The organism is Vibrio gelatinilyticus (genome assembly GCF_022836845.1).
Classification (GTDB): Bacteria; Pseudomonadota; Gammaproteobacteria; order Enterobacterales; family Vibrionaceae; genus Vibrio; species Vibrio gelatinilyticus.
This window is the reverse complement of sequence record NZ_JAJNNZ010000003.1, coordinates 360,970-375,029: the sequence shown is the minus strand read 5'-3', so window position 1 is coordinate 375,029 and position 14,060 is coordinate 360,970. Positions and strand designations below refer to the sequence as shown.

Here is a 14,060-nt window from a genome sequence, read left to right as displayed (position 1 = left end):
GCCGCTTTGCCAAGAGGCACTGATTCAATATGCGATTAGAATTAATCAAACATCAGAATGATGTAAGCGAAAAACAGAATGAGGTGTGTCGCACCATTAAGTGAGTTGGTACGCCCGCTACTGAAACTGACGCTGCTCATCAAAAGTGTGGCAACAAGTAGCACCATCTCTGCTGGTCTCAGTCCGAGTTTAATCGGCTCGTCCATGATCCCGGAAATCAGTAATACCGCGGGAACGGTAAGGGCTATCGTGGCTAGCACCGAGCCGAAAAACAGGTTCATCGCGCGTTGCAGTTGATTGTGGATGGCGGCTTTTACGGCGCCAACCGCTTCCGGAGCTAGAATAATCAACGCCACTACAAGTCCTCCTAGTGCCGCAGGCGCCCCCAAATCTGAGATACCATCGTTGATGGGGATAGCTAGACTCTTGGCAAGCAAGATCACGACCACCAGATAACTCACCAACATAAGTATATGAAATGCATTGCTCTTCATTGGGCCATGCTCCTCATAGTCATCCTGATGATCAGCATCAATGAAAAAGTGAGTATGACTTCTGGTCTGTATAAACAGGAACACTGCATAAAGTGAAATCGAGGCGAGAACTAAAGTAGTAGTCAAGCCCACCGACATGTTGCCCCTAGCATCCATAGTAGTGAAGTTCGGCAAAATCAGGCATAGCATGGCCAATGGAATAATCGCGACCAAATAGGCTTTGATACCATCAAGATTGTAGCTTTGCGTATGATATTTAAGGCCACCGATCAATAAGGTGATACCAACAAAACCATTAAGGACAGCCATCACCACCGCAAACATGGTATCGCGTGCCAACACTGGGTTAGACTCTCCGGTCAGCATAACCGACGACACCATAATCACTTCAAGTAACACTACTGATAGAGTTAAGATCAGCGTACCATAGGGATCACCCAGTTTGATCGCTAGTGCGTCAGAGTGTCGAACCACTGCGAAAATGGCCGTCATGACCACATAGAAAAGCATCCCTGTTGTAAGTATATAAGGTATGACTGAGAGACCATTGTTTAACAGTGTGTCGCCGACGAGTTTAAAAAATAAGATCGCAAGAGCGCCAATGAGCAGTGTGTACTCCTGCTTGAGAGCCTTAAGCATGTTGAGCCTTTGGGTTATTTCCAGCACTCCGTTGTGTTCCGTTAACGAAATGGGTGGTGAGTTCTTCTACTGCTTCCAAAGCGGCAATATTCGTGGAGCACCATAGTGGGGAACAAAGATCATGACTATGAATTAGTGAAATTCATATTTAGTTGTTTCGTTACAGCAAATATGAATTTCTCTAAAACGTGCCTTTTTCAAGGCAAATATCACATAGTAGATGAACCGCTACATTGCGATGGTCAGCGACGTCGAACACGGTTGGCTTTTAAGTCAATACGGAGTCTGACTGCGTCAGTCGCGAGAAACACTCATTTACCGGACTTGTAAGTTATGATGGATATCACCATACATTTAAACGATCGCCCATATCGTATTTGTGATTTGGGCGAAGGAGATTGCTACATCGTGGTGTGCTTCGCACCGACAGTCGCAGACTTGTCAGAAATCTACAGCGTTAAATACGCTCACGCCCCTCGCCTATTGGTGGTGGATACATCAACTTACTGGCGTACATCCATATGCAACATGGAGGAAAGTGATTTGGATATCTTAGCCAGTGATGTGCATTTGCTCGCTGATATTTATTGGCTCGATGAAGTGCATGTGGATTTGGATGACGAAGATAACTATCTACTGACTCGACTTAAAGCTGAGCTACAAAGTAGAATGACTCAACATCCGGATAATATCGGGAAAGAAACAGTAGGAATAAGCTAGAGCCTTTCTAACCTAACCAAATGTAGATAATAAAAGCATGTGAATTTTCAGTTCTGACACTGTGCTGCGATTACTCTTCTAGCTTAAAAAGGGAAATGCCAAGTTGCAAACAACCAACCGGCTAAAAATTAAAGCTGTAAAATCGTAACTGCCTGTCAAAAAATACTTTTTCAACTCTTGTATCGTCACTTTCTATTTGTCTGATGATATAGTGCTGATTCTGAACAATAACGAGGGAGGATATAATATATGGATAGATTTCTAGAGTTGCTAGCAACAAAACCTAATGAAATCATGTTTGAGCAAACGATGCAGGTTATCGACCAACATTTTGAGTTTAACCCAGTCAGTTTTGTAAATGGAAACACTGAAAATCTGGCAGGGCAAAACAATGGCTCTTGTAAGATTTTTGCTTTTGCTCAGACACTGGGGTTAGATGAGTCATCAACGCTGGCCTGCTTCGGTCAATTTTATCGCGACGATGTTTTAAATAATCCAAATGGTAACGATCATGCCAACATTCGTAATTTTATCCAACACGGTTGGGCAGGCATTCGCTTCGATGGCACCGCGTTAACAGCAAAGTAAGTCTTTGATATACTTATGGACAGTACTTATTTAATACTCAAGCATATGGGTAACTGAAAATCTTCGAATAAGTCACGTAACTCAGCTTTGCAACGCGCTGCATGAGATTCCCTTTTTCAAGGGAATGACGGTGATTTTGGGATGGTTTGAAACACCGAATGGGGCAAAAGTGTTTTACGCCGTTCGTTTGTAACCGACCCCTAACGAACGTTGTTAAACTAATGCTGTGTTCGCTGATGTGAGATTCCTACCTTCGCAGGAATGACAGTATTTGGACTTGGTTGTTTACGATAAGTGACATCGAAAGAGGCAAAACTGAATCAGCACAAATCTGGCTTACTCAAAGACGGACAATTATGAGTGACAACCGAAAGTCGAGTCGGTAACAATATAGATTTTTAAGTAGTATAAGAAGCCAACCGAATTAGCTATTTTGATAAAAGCTTACTTTCATGTCGACCAAATAGACACCATGGCCAAACCAATCACTCCTTTCCGAAATAGATAATGATGCCACCCGAAGGATTTCCTCGGCCACATCCTCTCGGCTAATTTGCGTAGTTGCGCTCTTTATCGGCAACATCTCGTTATCAAACCCCGTGGTATCGAAGCAGTAGCGGTAACGTCTTTTTGCAGGCTTATTCGTTAAATATGCGGGTCTGAAAATAACAAACGGCAAGCCTTGCTCACCGGCCTTTGCGAGTACACCTTCGCTTTCTCGATAATTTTTAACGATTGGCATGTGATTGAACATGTTCATCAGCCACTTAACGGGGAAATTATCTGGTAGTTTCGCGTACGACTGACCCGGAACCCCCTCTGTACCAGAAGATCCATGGTAATACAGTTCAATCAAGCGGCTATTTTGCATCCCGGTGGTAATGGCTGAAATGGTTTGGCTGTACAGTTTATTTTGTTTGTTAAACATGTCTGAAACTTTCGTCACGCCGACAAAACAACACACTGCATCAATTGAAGGATCACTTTGTAACAGGCTTTGGTAAGTCTCAGATAAGATAACATTCTGATTTGTGGCCTTTAATGTACCTTTACCAACCGGCTTTTCACCTGTGGTACTACTGCCTTGTTCTTCGGTCAGAATCACATCATCAAGCAATGTGTTCATTCGAGCCAATGCGGCATCGTCACTATCGGCACGACAAATCGCGGTCACATCATGCCCTTGTTGGAGCGCTTTTTTGATGAACAAACGTGCACCTCTGGAGGCTGCCGCGACAACTAAAAAGTGTCTTCTATTTTCAGACATAACATTCCTCAAAACTATTTATAGATGTTTCAATTATTCGTGGAACATTTGCTCCACCTTTGAATCGTTTCGAGTATACTGAACGCTATTTCCCCCGCCTAGCGTTTTTAGAATACTGGCACAAATTCATAGGAGTGTGCTCCATGAAACGAGCTGAGCAAGTTGAACATTCTCGAAGAGTCCTAGCCGAAGCATTGTTTAGGCTATTTAAGAGATACGATTACGACAAAATAACGATTTCGCAGATCGCTTCTGAAGCGAATGTAGCACGCAATACCTTCTATCGAAACTTCAGCTCCATTGAAGATATCCTTATCTATATGTTTGAATCGTCGATAGAAGATGCCTTAAAAACACTAAGCTCACCAAACAAGAGCAATAGTCGAACAATGGTTGAATGGCGGGTGCAATTTGCAAGGAAACACCCTTACTTTGCGTATATTCAGAACCAACCGAAACTTTGGCTGTTGGTCGAGAAGTATTGTCAAGAAAATCAGTACCGAATCTTCGAACTTATTGAAGATTTGAATAGCAGCACAGCCGATCCCTTTGATACTATTTTTGAACAAGCTGGAATGAATGCTGTTCTTGGCCATTGGGTACAAAGTGATTTTGAACGTGACGAAAAATCGGTTGTGGACTTTATCTACTCAAAATTGAGGCAATTTGAACAATAAAAGGGTAGCTATCGTTAGATTGGGTCTAGTGGCGGCTTCGGCAATAGCGTCAGCATCAATGAAATCCTTCTTGTGGCTCTTAACATCTGGCTTTTCCTAGTGTCGTCTCCAATTAAAAACAACGTCATCCTCACGAAAGTGAGGATCTTCCAAAGCGCCCAGCCAACGGAAAGTAAGCGACCAAGTCACTCAAACAGGTTCCACGACGTGCGATAGAAGATCCCCTTTTTCAAGGGGATGACGCATTTCTAGGGATGGTTTGAAACGGAGAATGGGGCAAGCCAACGTTATAACTCTTTTGAATCAAGACAAATGTTATCGCTGGAGAGATAAAAGATACTGTAGCCGGTTTCAGCCACTTATTATTTGGGTTGATGGCCCGTTTTCTGCGCTAGTTCTTGCATCGCCTCGGCAAACGTTGTCGTCCCGCCTTTAGCCTGGACCTGTACAACCTTATACCCCATATTTTCCAACGCTTGGCGTTCTGCCAAAACCGCTGCGTCGTTTTGTTGGCTACCTTCGGCAGGCTGATGAATGTAACATCCCTCTAATTGCCCATCTTCAACCAGTTGGTGGTGTTTCAGTGTATTGATATCAAAATTCATAGTGAGTCTTTTAGTTAAAATGGTGAACTTCTGTGACAGGTTACATGCGCTTTAAGGGCTTTACCACGCTGTCTAGCCCTTCAATTTTCAAACACAAACAAAGCTTTAACAATTCTCCAAGCTCCCCATCCGGAAAACCCTTCTTTTCAAACCAGAGTAAGTATTCTTCTGGAAGATCGATAAGTACTCTACCGCTATATTTGCCAAATGGCATGGGCATTCTAGCCAACTTTACTAAATTTTCTTTCTCTAGCATTAACAATACCTATTTATAAAATACGGCTAACCAAATGGTCTTCTTGTCATGAGGGGTATGGGATACTTTGTGCTTTACATGAGCAGGTATCAATATATGGTCCCCTTCGCCCAGCAAGCTAACATTACCATCTTCGAAAGTAATTTCGCCCGCGCCTTTAATCACCATTACCCATTCATTTTCATCTTGATCATACCAGCCCTCATTCGGTGAAGTATGCCCCTGAGAAACAATTCGTTCAATACGTACCGAGTCAGAGAAGACGATGTCTTCGAATGACTCATCTGTCATATCAACAGGTAGATGCTTCAATAGGTTACTTACCTTCATCTCTTACTTCCAATGTTCATGTGATCACCCTAGTCGTACTTTTATACCACCAGTACATCATAACGCCACAAAAAACCTAAACACATTATCAATAACTAACTAACCTTATAGATATCAAGCAGTAAATTGAAACGTGTTCTACGACTTAACCGCTGGCTTGGAGGGTTAAATTGATAATTAGAATCGCATTAATATTTGCGACGTTGACCTTAGCCAACAATGCTATAGGACAATGGGTGAGCGACCACAGCATTGACCCTTTCGATAAAGTAGAAACTCATCGTGCATATGGCTTTGGAACCAAAATAGATGATGAGTATACCTCTTTTGGGATCCGATGTGACAATCGCAATAAGCTGCTAATCACCACCGGGTTTGCAACGGATCTCGATACGCCAAACGCCTATATTGATTTGGCGTTCAAAGTCGATGGCTACGAGCCCATTTTTCTTCAAGGCCGTCTTTACATGAATAGCGTAAAGTCCGCTTTTGTTCGGATGAACCAGTCGAACAAAGTCCTATTAAATCGTTTAATAGACCAGAGCTTAAAAGGGAATGTCGTTTCGATTAGAGCATCAAACAAAGAGCAAACGACTTTCGTTGATTATGAGGTGCCTCTTATTGGGTTTACTCGACACAGTGCCTCAACTCGGGTCTCATGCGGCATTGGTTATGAAAAAGTCGATATGCTTGCTGAAGATAAAGCGGAATTGAAACGCCTTAACCTGTTGCTTGACAGCATTAAAGAAAAAATCGCCGCTATTGAGGGGAAATATTGAGAACACCAATAAAGAGGAGGGTTTTGTTTTACGATACTCAGGTAATTGTTTTGTACCGTGAGTTTATGTACACAACTACAATGGTGGACGGATACAGTCAATCAGGCCGGAAGTTCCTAACTTAGTTCCATGAAATTACACAATAAAACCGCAAGTCACCCCAGAGAAAATAGAAAAAAGGCATTACATTTTTCGGAGTTTATGCTGGGCTTAATACTTAAGCTTCTGTTGATACAGGCCCATTGGTATGACTAAGACAAGTTGAAGTCATGTTACGGCCATTTTTTTTCGCGTTATATAGCGCCTTGTCTGTTCGACTCATAAATTCATCCCAGCTCTCATGAGGATGAAACTGAGCAACCCCAAAACTAGACGTCAACGACAAGTCGTGTCCTCGAACCGCTTTAATTTCTGAAATCGACTGACGTAACGTGCTGGCAACTTCTTGCGCCTGTTGCAAATGAACATTAGGCAGTAAGATCGCAATCTCGTCCCCGCCAAAACGAAATGCGGTCGCCGAAGACGATAGTTTAATGGCACTTTGAATCACTTCAGCCGCAGATTTTATAACGTAATCACCCACAATATGTCCGTATTGATCATTAATTGACTTGAAGTTATCAATATCCATCATAATGGCACTTACAGGAATAGTATTAGCCTTTTTCATTAGCTCTGGGGCTATTTCGTCTAGTGCCCGACGATTGCCAAGTGAGGTTAAAGGATCGCTGTAAGAAAGCTCATGAATCGAACTAAGCAGCCTCGCATTGATCATCCAGAGCATTGTAAAGCTCATAGACACAATGAGAACAATACTAAATAAAAAAGTAAGCTGATGAATCAAATTGGCTGTCATAAAATCATTCAACTCGGCTGAAAAGAACACAGCGATGACTCGAACGACCATAAACCCGCCATAGACCGCAAAGGACAAGGCCATCATCCGCGTGGCTAGGGTCAAATCATTACGTTGACCCTTTAACACAGCTAGAGCAGTACTAAGAGTCACAATAGCCACATATAGGCTGATAATGATAATACGAGACTTAATGGAAGGTACATAGTATGTAAAGTAAACGAAACTTAGCAAAACCCCCAACATCAATAGGCTACTCAGGTTCGTCGATTTTAAAGAGTAACCTCGAAACAAGCATAAGCTATACAAGGCCATATGGAACCCGAGTGCAATGACCATATTGGCGCCAATGATACTCAACCAATCCGGAGCATCCCCCCTTAAGCTCAACATAAGCGGCCCAGTACCGATGACCAAAATTGAAATTGAAAATAGTGAAAGCCCCTTGATGGGCTGTTGAGAAAATTGGAATAGCTGTAAACCAACACAATAAATGAAAGAGAACAAAATAATAATAAAAGTCAGCGTTCTTATATCTAGAGAAAAGTCATCCATGTTTTGCTACACCCCTATACTCACGCGAAACACACCGTAATGATATGGATCAAAATAGTACTAGGGTATGTTATCTTTCTTTTTATTGTTGATCTAAATTGTGAGTGACATCACCCTTAGGTGCATCTGGTTGTTTTCTAGCATGATGCGCTAAATCAGATGTCCAGTGGCATTTATACGTTTCACCTGGATACACACCTTCAAAAAATACGGCTTTCCTTTCCACCTATCTTGTAACTGGAGAGTTAATGACAAGATTCATCACACAATGATGAGTTTAATCAAGTAGGATATAACATAGCTAGATGGGTATCACCGCATTAGTCCTGAAGATAGTTTCGTGAGCGTAATTAAGCATTGTGACGTACATTATTATAAAATAACGCATAACCGTAAACATGGTCGTTACCTTTAGCAAATACAGTAAAGTCCTCGGGGTTAGGAATATTAACTATCAATAAAGCCTAATCACACTGAACACTTGTATAGTGCTTAATGGACGGTGCCCAGAAAATTATTGGTTTTAAAATTAGGGTTGGCTTACTCCTTTTATCATAGCAGCGACAATTGATTTATCTGGCTTTTGATACTGCCCTGAGCAATAGGTCAGGTGTCCATAACCCTCTTCCTCATGCTTATGATCAGCACCCAACAGGCCTGCTAACCACTTACCCTGAATGGAGGGAACGGTATTATCATCATCAGCGTGCCAAACAAAGGCATTACTATGGGATAGATCTCTGACATCAAAGCCCCAATCAAAACAACTGTCTTGTGCGGTTTCCCAAGTAGATCCTGAAGTTCCCCTTACTACGCCACGCTTAAGTGATGCATGAAAGCGTTCTACTAGCTCTTTATCAGCTTCTACTTTTGGAAAGCCCTTTCGAAGTACGCCTGTCGCAACACTTGGAGGCAACATGCCAAATACAATACGAAAGACACTAAAATACCAACCCATATTGTATTTTTTAAGGGAACTAGAGTGCGGTGTTCGGCCGGAACCTATGGTTCTACTAAAACCCAGCTCTTGGTTAAGTTCTGGTGGGAGAAAAGGGGCATTTAACCCCAGTCCAATGACTCTATCTGGGTAAGTTAATGCTGCCGCCATCGCATGTGGAGTACCTTGAGAATGGCCGGTAATATGGAACTGCTCAACACGTTCAGCTTTAAGCACTGCAGCTAAGTCTTCACTAGCCCATTCGATAACCTTGCGACCTGGCTTCTGATCCGTAAAACCACAGCCCGGCAGGCTAATCGCTATACCTTTAACATTGAGTGCATGACAAATGTTTGCGTAAGTCGCTTTTTCAAACCCAGCTTCCAGTGCAGAGCCATGCATATTAATGACAACATCTGCTCCAGGTTGTTCGCTACCATAGACGGCATAAGCGACAAGCCGACCATCATTCGTCAAAGCATACTTCTGACCAGCATCTTCGATTTCCTGAGCAGATATAGGGCGCATCCCTTTTTTCCGGACCCTAACCCCTATATGGTTAAATATAACAATTAGAGCGACTAGAAGACCAATGATAGTAAGAAGTAAACTCATCTTTATCCTTAACGCCGCACTAAGCGGACTAAAATAGTTGGGTATAATGTGGAGCGAAGCGAAACGTAGCCAACTGTTTTAGTTTCGTTTAAGTGCCTTGTTGAACGAAGCGGCTCCGTGGCAGAGTAAAGCGTGCAACGCCCATACTCTTTACGCCTCCATCGTTGTGATGGCGAAGAACAAGAGTGCACACTATGAACCCGACCGAACCTGAGCGATATAATTGTCCTTATGAACAACACCTTACCAACTTACCTGGGGCAAACTGCATCCCAAAATATGCTAATTAATACCATTTGACGCGCTTTGCGCAATGGTCTATCGACACTATTTGGGAGCAATGCTTTAGAGCTCTTTCCCCTACTCCCAATCAAGAATAACCTTGCCAGAAAGCCCGCTACGCATAGCGTCGAAGCCTTTTTGGAAGTCATCAACCTTGAAGTGGTGGGTGATGATTGGCGTAAGATCTAAACCCGATTGGATCAAGCTTGCCATCTTATACCACGTTTCGAACATCTCGCGACCGTAGATACCCTTAATCACTAAGCCTTTGAAGATCACCTGATTCCAGTCTACTGCCATATCTGACGGTGGAATACCCAGAAGAGAGATCTTACCACCATGGTTCATGTTGGTTAACATACTGTTGAACGCTGATGGGTTACCAGACATTTCTAGACCGACGTCAAAGCCTTCCGTCATGCCAAGATCAGACATCACGTCTTCAAGCTTCTCTTCCATGACGTTAACAGCGCGTGTCACGCCCATCTTCTTAGCAAGATCGAGGCGGTACTCGTTGACGTCAGTGATTACAACGTGACGAGCACCAACGTGCTTCGCGACTGCTGCAGCCATGATACCAATTGGACCGGCGCCAGTGATTAGTACGTCTTCACCAACCAAATCAAAAGAAAGCGCGGTATGAACAGCGTTACCAAACGGGTCAAAGATAGACGCCAAATCATCAGAAATTTCAGCAGGGATCTTAAAAGCGTTGAAGGCTGGAATTACCAGATACTCTGAGAACGCACCTGTTCGGTTTACACCAACGCCCGTTGTATTACGGCATAGGTGTGTACGGCCACCACGGCAGTTGCGGCAATGACCACACGTAATATGACCTTCGCCAGAAACACGGTCTCCGATTTCAAAACCGCGAACTTCTTGGCCAATGCCAACGACTTCACCTACATACTCGTGGCCTACAACCATAGGCACCGGAATGGTATTTTGTGACCACTCATCCCAGTTGTAGATGTGTACGTCCGTACCACAGATCGCGGTTTTCTTAATTTTGATCAGTAGATCATTGTGGCCAAGCTCAGGCTTGTCCACTTCCGTCATCCAAATACCTTCTTCAGGCTTTAACTTAGATAGCGCTTTAATTTTCATAATATAACCTTCAAGACTGGTCCCCGATTGTTGCAAACTGGGACCAAAATACTTTAGATAAGACCCATGTCCTGGCCAACTGCAATAAATACTTCGATGGCACGATCTAACTGCTCGCGAGAATGCGCCGCAGACATTTGAGTACGGATTCGAGCTTGGCCTTTAGGCACAACCGGGAAAGAGAAGCCGACAACGTAGATCCCTTTCTCCAGTGCGCGTTCTGCGAACTCAGCCGCGACTTTTGCATCGCCAAGCATAATTGGAATAATAGCGTGGTCTGCGCCACCCATGGTAAAGCCAGCGTCTTCCATACGCGCACGGAAATGAGCTGCGTTATCCCAAAGCTGGTTACGCAAATCGCCACTCTCTGCCAATAGGTCTAAAACTCGAATAGACGCCGATACAATGGCCGGAGCTACTGAGTTTGAGAAAAGGTATGGACGCGAACGCTGACGCAACCAATCAATGACTTCTTTCTTACCTGAAGTATAGCCACCAGAGGCACCACCCATCGCTTTGCCTAACGTACCGGTAATGATATCGATGCGATCAATGACATCGTGAAACTCGTGGGTACCTGCGCCATTTTTGCCCATGAAACCCACTGCGTGAGAGTCATCAACCATAACGAGTGCATCGTATTTATCAGCAAGATCGCAAATCGCTGGGAGGTTAGCGACCACGCCGTCCATGGAGAACACACCATCAGTAACGATCAGCTTGTGACGAGCACCAGCTTCATTCGCGGCAATTAGTTGTTGCTCTAGTTCAGCCATATCATTGTTGGCGTAACGATAGCGCATTGCTTTACATAGACGAACACCATCAATGATTGATGCATGGTTTAATGCATCAGAGATGATCGCGTCTTCTTTACCAAGAATCGTCTCAAAAAGACCCGTATTGGCATCAAAGCAAGATGTGTAAAGGATGGTATCTTCCATTCCTAAAAAGGTTGATAGCTTTTGTTCTAGCTCTTTATGAGAATCTTGCGTACCGCAAATAAAACGTACCGATGCCATACCAAAGCCGTGTTGATCCATGCCTGACTTCGCCGCTTCGATCAGTGCCGGATGATTTGCTAAACCAAGGTAGTTGTTTGCACAGAAGTTCAGTACTTCTTCGCCAGTGGAAATCTCTACCGCCGCTTTTTGCGCAGAGGTGATGATTCGTTCAGACTTATAAAGCCCTTCTTCTTTCACTTCTTCAATTTGCTTTTGAATTTGTTGGTAAAACGCAGAAGACATTCTCGATTCCTTCTTATGCTTATCTTGTTTTGAGTAAACAAGTTTTGTAGGGAGTTAGTGTATCCGTCTGGCGACACATGGCCTGACCAATTCACAAAAGATGAATTCATTTTAGTTCATTGAGGAAATTACGATTATCCCTTAAGATGGAAAAGCATTAGTGAATTGAAGGCAACAATCATGCTCAATCAGAAATTAATCGCTCTGCTTCCCGACTTAGCATCGTTCATTTTGGTGGTTAACGAAGGCAGTTTTACCGGAGCGGCGCGCAAGCTTGGCGTTACGCCATCGGCTCTGTCGAAAACTATCACTCGGCTAGAAAGCGCTCTTAATGTGAAGTTGTTTGAGCGAACCACACGCAAGCTCATCATCACTCAAGCCGGGCTCAAAGTGTTTGATCAAAGTGTGCTGATGGTGAATGCTGCGCAGCAAGCCGTAGACCTGTCGCTATCTGATCACAGTGAGCCTTCGGGGACACTTACAGTCGCTGCGCCAGAGGCTTTTTTAAATTCGGTATTGCAGCCATTCGTACTTCCCTTTCTTAAACAATACCCAGAGATACAGCTTAAATTACGCGCCGCCGATGGCAATATCGACCTACTCAAAATGGGGATCGACATTGCGTTCAAACTGACTGACAAGCCCGATGAGCTCTTGGTGCTAAAAAAAGTTGGCGAAACCAATCTGGTGCTTTGCGCGAGCCCCGCTTACATCAGTGAGCACGGTACTCCATTGACTCCTCAGGATCTTGAACATCACGATTGCCTGTACTTGGCAGAGACCGAAACGGATAACATTTGGGATTTTTTCAAAGGTGATGAGTTTTACACCATTCCAGTGCATGGTCGATATGCTGTTAACCATTCTCAAATGCGTCTTCAAGGAGTGAAAGAAGGCCTGGGGATCGGGATTTTCCACGATTTCGTCATAGGTGAAGCACTTGAAAAAGGCGAAGTTATTCAGGTCCTCACAGACTGGACGTTAAAAAGTAACTACCATGGGGATATTGCACTGCAGTACCCACAGTCAAAATATATACCGGCAAGACTGCGTGTCTTTATTGACTACGTCATGGCTACATTGCCATCTAAGTTGGCAAGGGCTTCGTCATAATAAAACTCGCAGCGCAAGCGTGTAGATGCGTATGTTGATTTGCCAATTCAAACGCTTAAGGAAAGTTATGCTAAATGCTACACATCATATTGCCATTATTTGCTCTGATTACTCTGTATCTAAGCACTTTTACAGCGAACTACTTGGGTTCAAAGTTATTGCCGAAAACTATCGCAAAGAAAGGGATTCTTATAAGCTCGACCTAGCCTTACCAGACGGAACTCAAATCGAGCTGTTTTCCTTTCCCGATGCGCCAAAACGACCGACACACCCCGAAGCTCAGGGGCTAAGGCATCTGGCTTTTTCAGTCGATGATATTGTGAAAAGCGTTGAATGGTTGAACGAGCAAGGTATCGACGTAGAGCCGATTCGCACCGATGAGTATACGGGTAAGCGCTATACTTTTTTCCAAGATCCTGATGGATTGCCGCTTGAGCTTTGCGAAGAGGTCAGCTAGACACGCTGTATAATTGAAAATAAAGGGAGCTGTGCTCCCTTTATAGATTTAATGCCATTAACCAAACAGTTTCTTCCAAATACTCGGATTACGTTGATCATGGTATTCGATGCGCAAATCATCGATTTGTCTAAGTGATTGTTTCGCTTTATTAAGTTCGCCTTGCTCTAGGTGCTGCTCAACATCATCTAGAGCGACCGATAACTTCTCAAAGCCTTCCATATACATTTCTTGTTTTTCTGGCGGATAGCTGCCATTTTTTGATTTAGCTATCAATGTATTGAGATCGGCGACAGGCAACTTCATCTGTTCAACTGATTGCGATTCTGCAGCTTGTTTAAATGCTAACTTCATTGCTTGCATTTTTTTCTTTAGATCAAAAGGTTGCGTATCATTCGCCCCTACTTGTCCCGCCAGCATAACACTGAAAGTCAATGCGATAACTTTTACAGCTTTCATGGCTGAATATCCTTTTGTTTTTGCGATCATTCTTTTTGTTTCCTACTGAATAAAAAAGACCTCAATGTTAAAAA

The 14,060-nt window shown here is 43.5% G+C and carries 16 protein-coding genes; 6 read left to right on the top strand and 10 right to left on the bottom strand.

The window, feature by feature from the left end; translation table 11 throughout:
* Window positions 1-41: 41 nt before the first annotated feature.
* Complete coding sequence (locus LNL84_RS05795; RefSeq protein ID WP_244355891.1) at window positions 42-1,133, bottom strand: calcium:cation antiporter; 1,092 nt, start codon at window positions 1,131-1,133, stop codon at window positions 42-44.
* Between the two features lie 333 nt (window positions 1,134-1,466).
* Between LNL84_RS05795 and LNL84_RS05790 the strand changes: the two genes are divergently transcribed.
* Together LNL84_RS05790 and LNL84_RS05785 are read left to right on the top strand one after the other, a co-directional pair.
* Window positions 1,467-1,853, top strand: a complete 387-nt coding sequence (locus tag LNL84_RS05790) for a hypothetical protein (RefSeq protein WP_244355782.1) — start codon at window positions 1,467-1,469, stop codon at window positions 1,851-1,853.
* Window positions 1,854-2,102: 249 nt separating this feature from the next.
* Window positions 2,103-2,441 carry a HopJ type III effector protein gene (locus LNL84_RS05785; protein ID WP_244355781.1) on the top strand — a complete coding sequence of 113 codons (339 nt, stop codon included), beginning with the start codon at window positions 2,103-2,105 and terminating at the stop codon, window positions 2,439-2,441.
* Window positions 2,442-2,865: 424 nt separating this feature from the next.
* Here the strand turns inward: LNL84_RS05785 and LNL84_RS05780 are convergent, their stop codons facing one another.
* A complete protein-coding gene (locus LNL84_RS05780; RefSeq protein ID WP_244355780.1) occupies window positions 2,866-3,708 on the bottom strand; it encodes an NAD(P)-dependent oxidoreductase in 843 nt (280 codons plus the stop codon).
* 143 nt (window positions 3,709-3,851) lie between these two features.
* On the opposite strand from LNL84_RS05780, the gene LNL84_RS05775 reads away from it, so the two are divergent.
* Window positions 3,852-4,385, top strand: coding sequence for a TetR/AcrR family transcriptional regulator (locus tag LNL84_RS05775; RefSeq protein ID WP_244355779.1), 534 nt, complete (start codon window positions 3,852-3,854; stop codon window positions 4,383-4,385).
* Window positions 4,386-4,747: 362 nt separating this feature from the next.
* On the opposite strand, the gene LNL84_RS05770 is transcribed toward LNL84_RS05775, so the two are convergent.
* The 3 genes from LNL84_RS05770 to LNL84_RS05760 are packed head-to-tail and all read right to left on the bottom strand — an operon-like array spanning window position 4,748 to window position 5,576.
* Window positions 4,748-4,990 carry a hypothetical protein gene (locus tag LNL84_RS05770; RefSeq protein ID WP_244355777.1) on the bottom strand — a complete coding sequence of 81 codons (243 nt, stop codon included), beginning with the start codon at window positions 4,988-4,990 and terminating at the stop codon, window positions 4,748-4,750.
* A gap of 40 nt (window positions 4,991-5,030) precedes the next feature.
* Window positions 5,031-5,246 (bottom strand): DUF3820 family protein, encoded by a 216-nt coding sequence (locus LNL84_RS05765; protein WP_244355776.1) that lies wholly within the window; start codon window positions 5,244-5,246, stop codon window positions 5,031-5,033.
* A gap of 9 nt (window positions 5,247-5,255) precedes the next feature.
* Window positions 5,256-5,576: a cupin domain-containing protein gene (locus LNL84_RS05760; protein ID WP_244355775.1), complete on the bottom strand. Its 321-nt coding sequence runs from the start codon at window positions 5,574-5,576 to the stop codon at window positions 5,256-5,258.
* Window positions 5,577-5,746: 170 nt separating this feature from the next.
* On the opposite strand from LNL84_RS05760, the gene LNL84_RS05755 reads away from it, so the two are divergent.
* Complete coding sequence (locus LNL84_RS05755; RefSeq protein WP_244355774.1) at window positions 5,747-6,355, top strand: hypothetical protein; 609 nt, start codon at window positions 5,747-5,749, stop codon at window positions 6,353-6,355.
* Window positions 6,356-6,572: 217 nt separating this feature from the next.
* On the opposite strand, the gene LNL84_RS05750 is transcribed toward LNL84_RS05755, so the two are convergent.
* The 4 genes from LNL84_RS05750 to LNL84_RS05735 form a co-directional block, all read right to left on the bottom strand.
* Window positions 6,573-7,766: a GGDEF domain-containing protein gene (locus tag LNL84_RS05750; protein WP_244355773.1), complete on the bottom strand. Its 1,194-nt coding sequence runs from the start codon at window positions 7,764-7,766 to the stop codon at window positions 6,573-6,575.
* 529 nt (window positions 7,767-8,295) lie between these two features.
* The gene (locus tag LNL84_RS05745; protein WP_244355772.1) at window positions 8,296-9,318 is read right to left on the bottom strand and encodes an alpha/beta hydrolase; all 1,023 of its coding nucleotides are present in this window, start codon (window positions 9,316-9,318) and stop codon (window positions 8,296-8,298) included.
* Between the two features lie 360 nt (window positions 9,319-9,678).
* Window positions 9,679-10,710: an L-threonine 3-dehydrogenase gene (tdh, locus tag LNL84_RS05740; RefSeq protein ID WP_244355771.1), complete on the bottom strand. Its 1,032-nt coding sequence runs from the start codon at window positions 10,708-10,710 to the stop codon at window positions 9,679-9,681.
* A gap of 53 nt (window positions 10,711-10,763) precedes the next feature.
* Complete coding sequence (locus tag LNL84_RS05735) at window positions 10,764-11,957, bottom strand: glycine C-acetyltransferase (protein ID WP_244355770.1); 1,194 nt, start codon at window positions 11,955-11,957, stop codon at window positions 10,764-10,766.
* 180 nt (window positions 11,958-12,137) lie between these two features.
* Between LNL84_RS05735 and LNL84_RS05730 the strand changes: the two genes are divergently transcribed.
* Window positions 12,138-13,070 carry a LysR family transcriptional regulator gene (locus LNL84_RS05730; RefSeq protein ID WP_244355769.1) on the top strand — a complete coding sequence of 311 codons (933 nt, stop codon included), beginning with the start codon at window positions 12,138-12,140 and terminating at the stop codon, window positions 13,068-13,070.
* 67 nt (window positions 13,071-13,137) lie between these two features.
* Window positions 13,138-13,527, top strand: coding sequence for an SMU1112c/YaeR family gloxylase I-like metalloprotein (gene gloA2, locus LNL84_RS05725; protein ID WP_244355768.1), 390 nt, complete (start codon window positions 13,138-13,140; stop codon window positions 13,525-13,527).
* A gap of 57 nt (window positions 13,528-13,584) precedes the next feature.
* Here the strand turns inward: gloA2 and LNL84_RS05720 are convergent, their stop codons facing one another.
* On the bottom strand, window positions 13,585-13,986 hold the full coding sequence (locus LNL84_RS05720) for a cytochrome b562 (RefSeq protein WP_425244287.1): 402 nt from the start codon (window positions 13,984-13,986) through the stop codon (window positions 13,585-13,587).
* Between the last annotated feature and the right edge of the window lie 74 nt (window positions 13,987-14,060).

Excerpts from the sequence above, each read along its gene's own strand:
- LNL84_RS05745 (WP_244355772.1), bottom strand. The coding sequence starts at position 9,318 with ATGAGTTTACTTCTTACTATCATTGGTCTTCTAGTCGCTCTAATTGTT.
- LNL84_RS05735 (WP_244355770.1), bottom strand. The coding sequence starts at position 11,957 with ATGTCTTCTGCGTTTTACCAACAAATTCAAAAGCAAATTGAAGAAGTG.
- LNL84_RS05780 (WP_244355780.1), bottom strand. The coding sequence starts at position 3,708 with ATGTCTGAAAATAGAAGACACTTTTTAGTTGTCGCGGCAGCCTCCAGA.
- LNL84_RS05750 (WP_244355773.1), bottom strand. The coding sequence starts at position 7,766 with ATGGATGACTTTTCTCTAGATATAAGAACGCTGACTTTTATTATTATT.
- gloA2 (WP_244355768.1), top strand. The coding sequence starts at position 13,138 with ATGCTAAATGCTACACATCATATTGCCATTATTTGCTCTGATTACTCT.
- tdh (WP_244355771.1), bottom strand. The coding sequence starts at position 10,710 with ATGAAAATTAAAGCGCTATCTAAGTTAAAGCCTGAAGAAGGTATTTGG.
- LNL84_RS05775 (WP_244355779.1), top strand. The coding sequence starts at position 3,852 with ATGAAACGAGCTGAGCAAGTTGAACATTCTCGAAGAGTCCTAGCCGAA.
- LNL84_RS05790 (WP_244355782.1), top strand. The coding sequence starts at position 1,467 with ATGATGGATATCACCATACATTTAAACGATCGCCCATATCGTATTTGT.
- LNL84_RS05765 (WP_244355776.1), bottom strand. The coding sequence starts at position 5,246 with ATGCTAGAGAAAGAAAATTTAGTAAAGTTGGCTAGAATGCCCATGCCA.
- LNL84_RS05720 (WP_425244287.1), bottom strand. The coding sequence starts at position 13,986 with ATGAAAGCTGTAAAAGTTATCGCATTGACTTTCAGTGTTATGCTGGCG.
- LNL84_RS05795 (WP_244355891.1), bottom strand. The coding sequence starts at position 1,133 with ATGCTTAAGGCTCTCAAGCAGGAGTACACACTGCTCATTGGCGCTCTT.
- LNL84_RS05760 (WP_244355775.1), bottom strand. The coding sequence starts at position 5,576 with ATGAAGGTAAGTAACCTATTGAAGCATCTACCTGTTGATATGACAGAT.
- LNL84_RS05785 (WP_244355781.1), top strand. The coding sequence starts at position 2,103 with ATGGATAGATTTCTAGAGTTGCTAGCAACAAAACCTAATGAAATCATG.
- LNL84_RS05730 (WP_244355769.1), top strand. The coding sequence starts at position 12,138 with ATGCTCAATCAGAAATTAATCGCTCTGCTTCCCGACTTAGCATCGTTC.
- LNL84_RS05770 (WP_244355777.1), bottom strand. The coding sequence starts at position 4,990 with ATGAATTTTGATATCAATACACTGAAACACCACCAACTGGTTGAAGAT.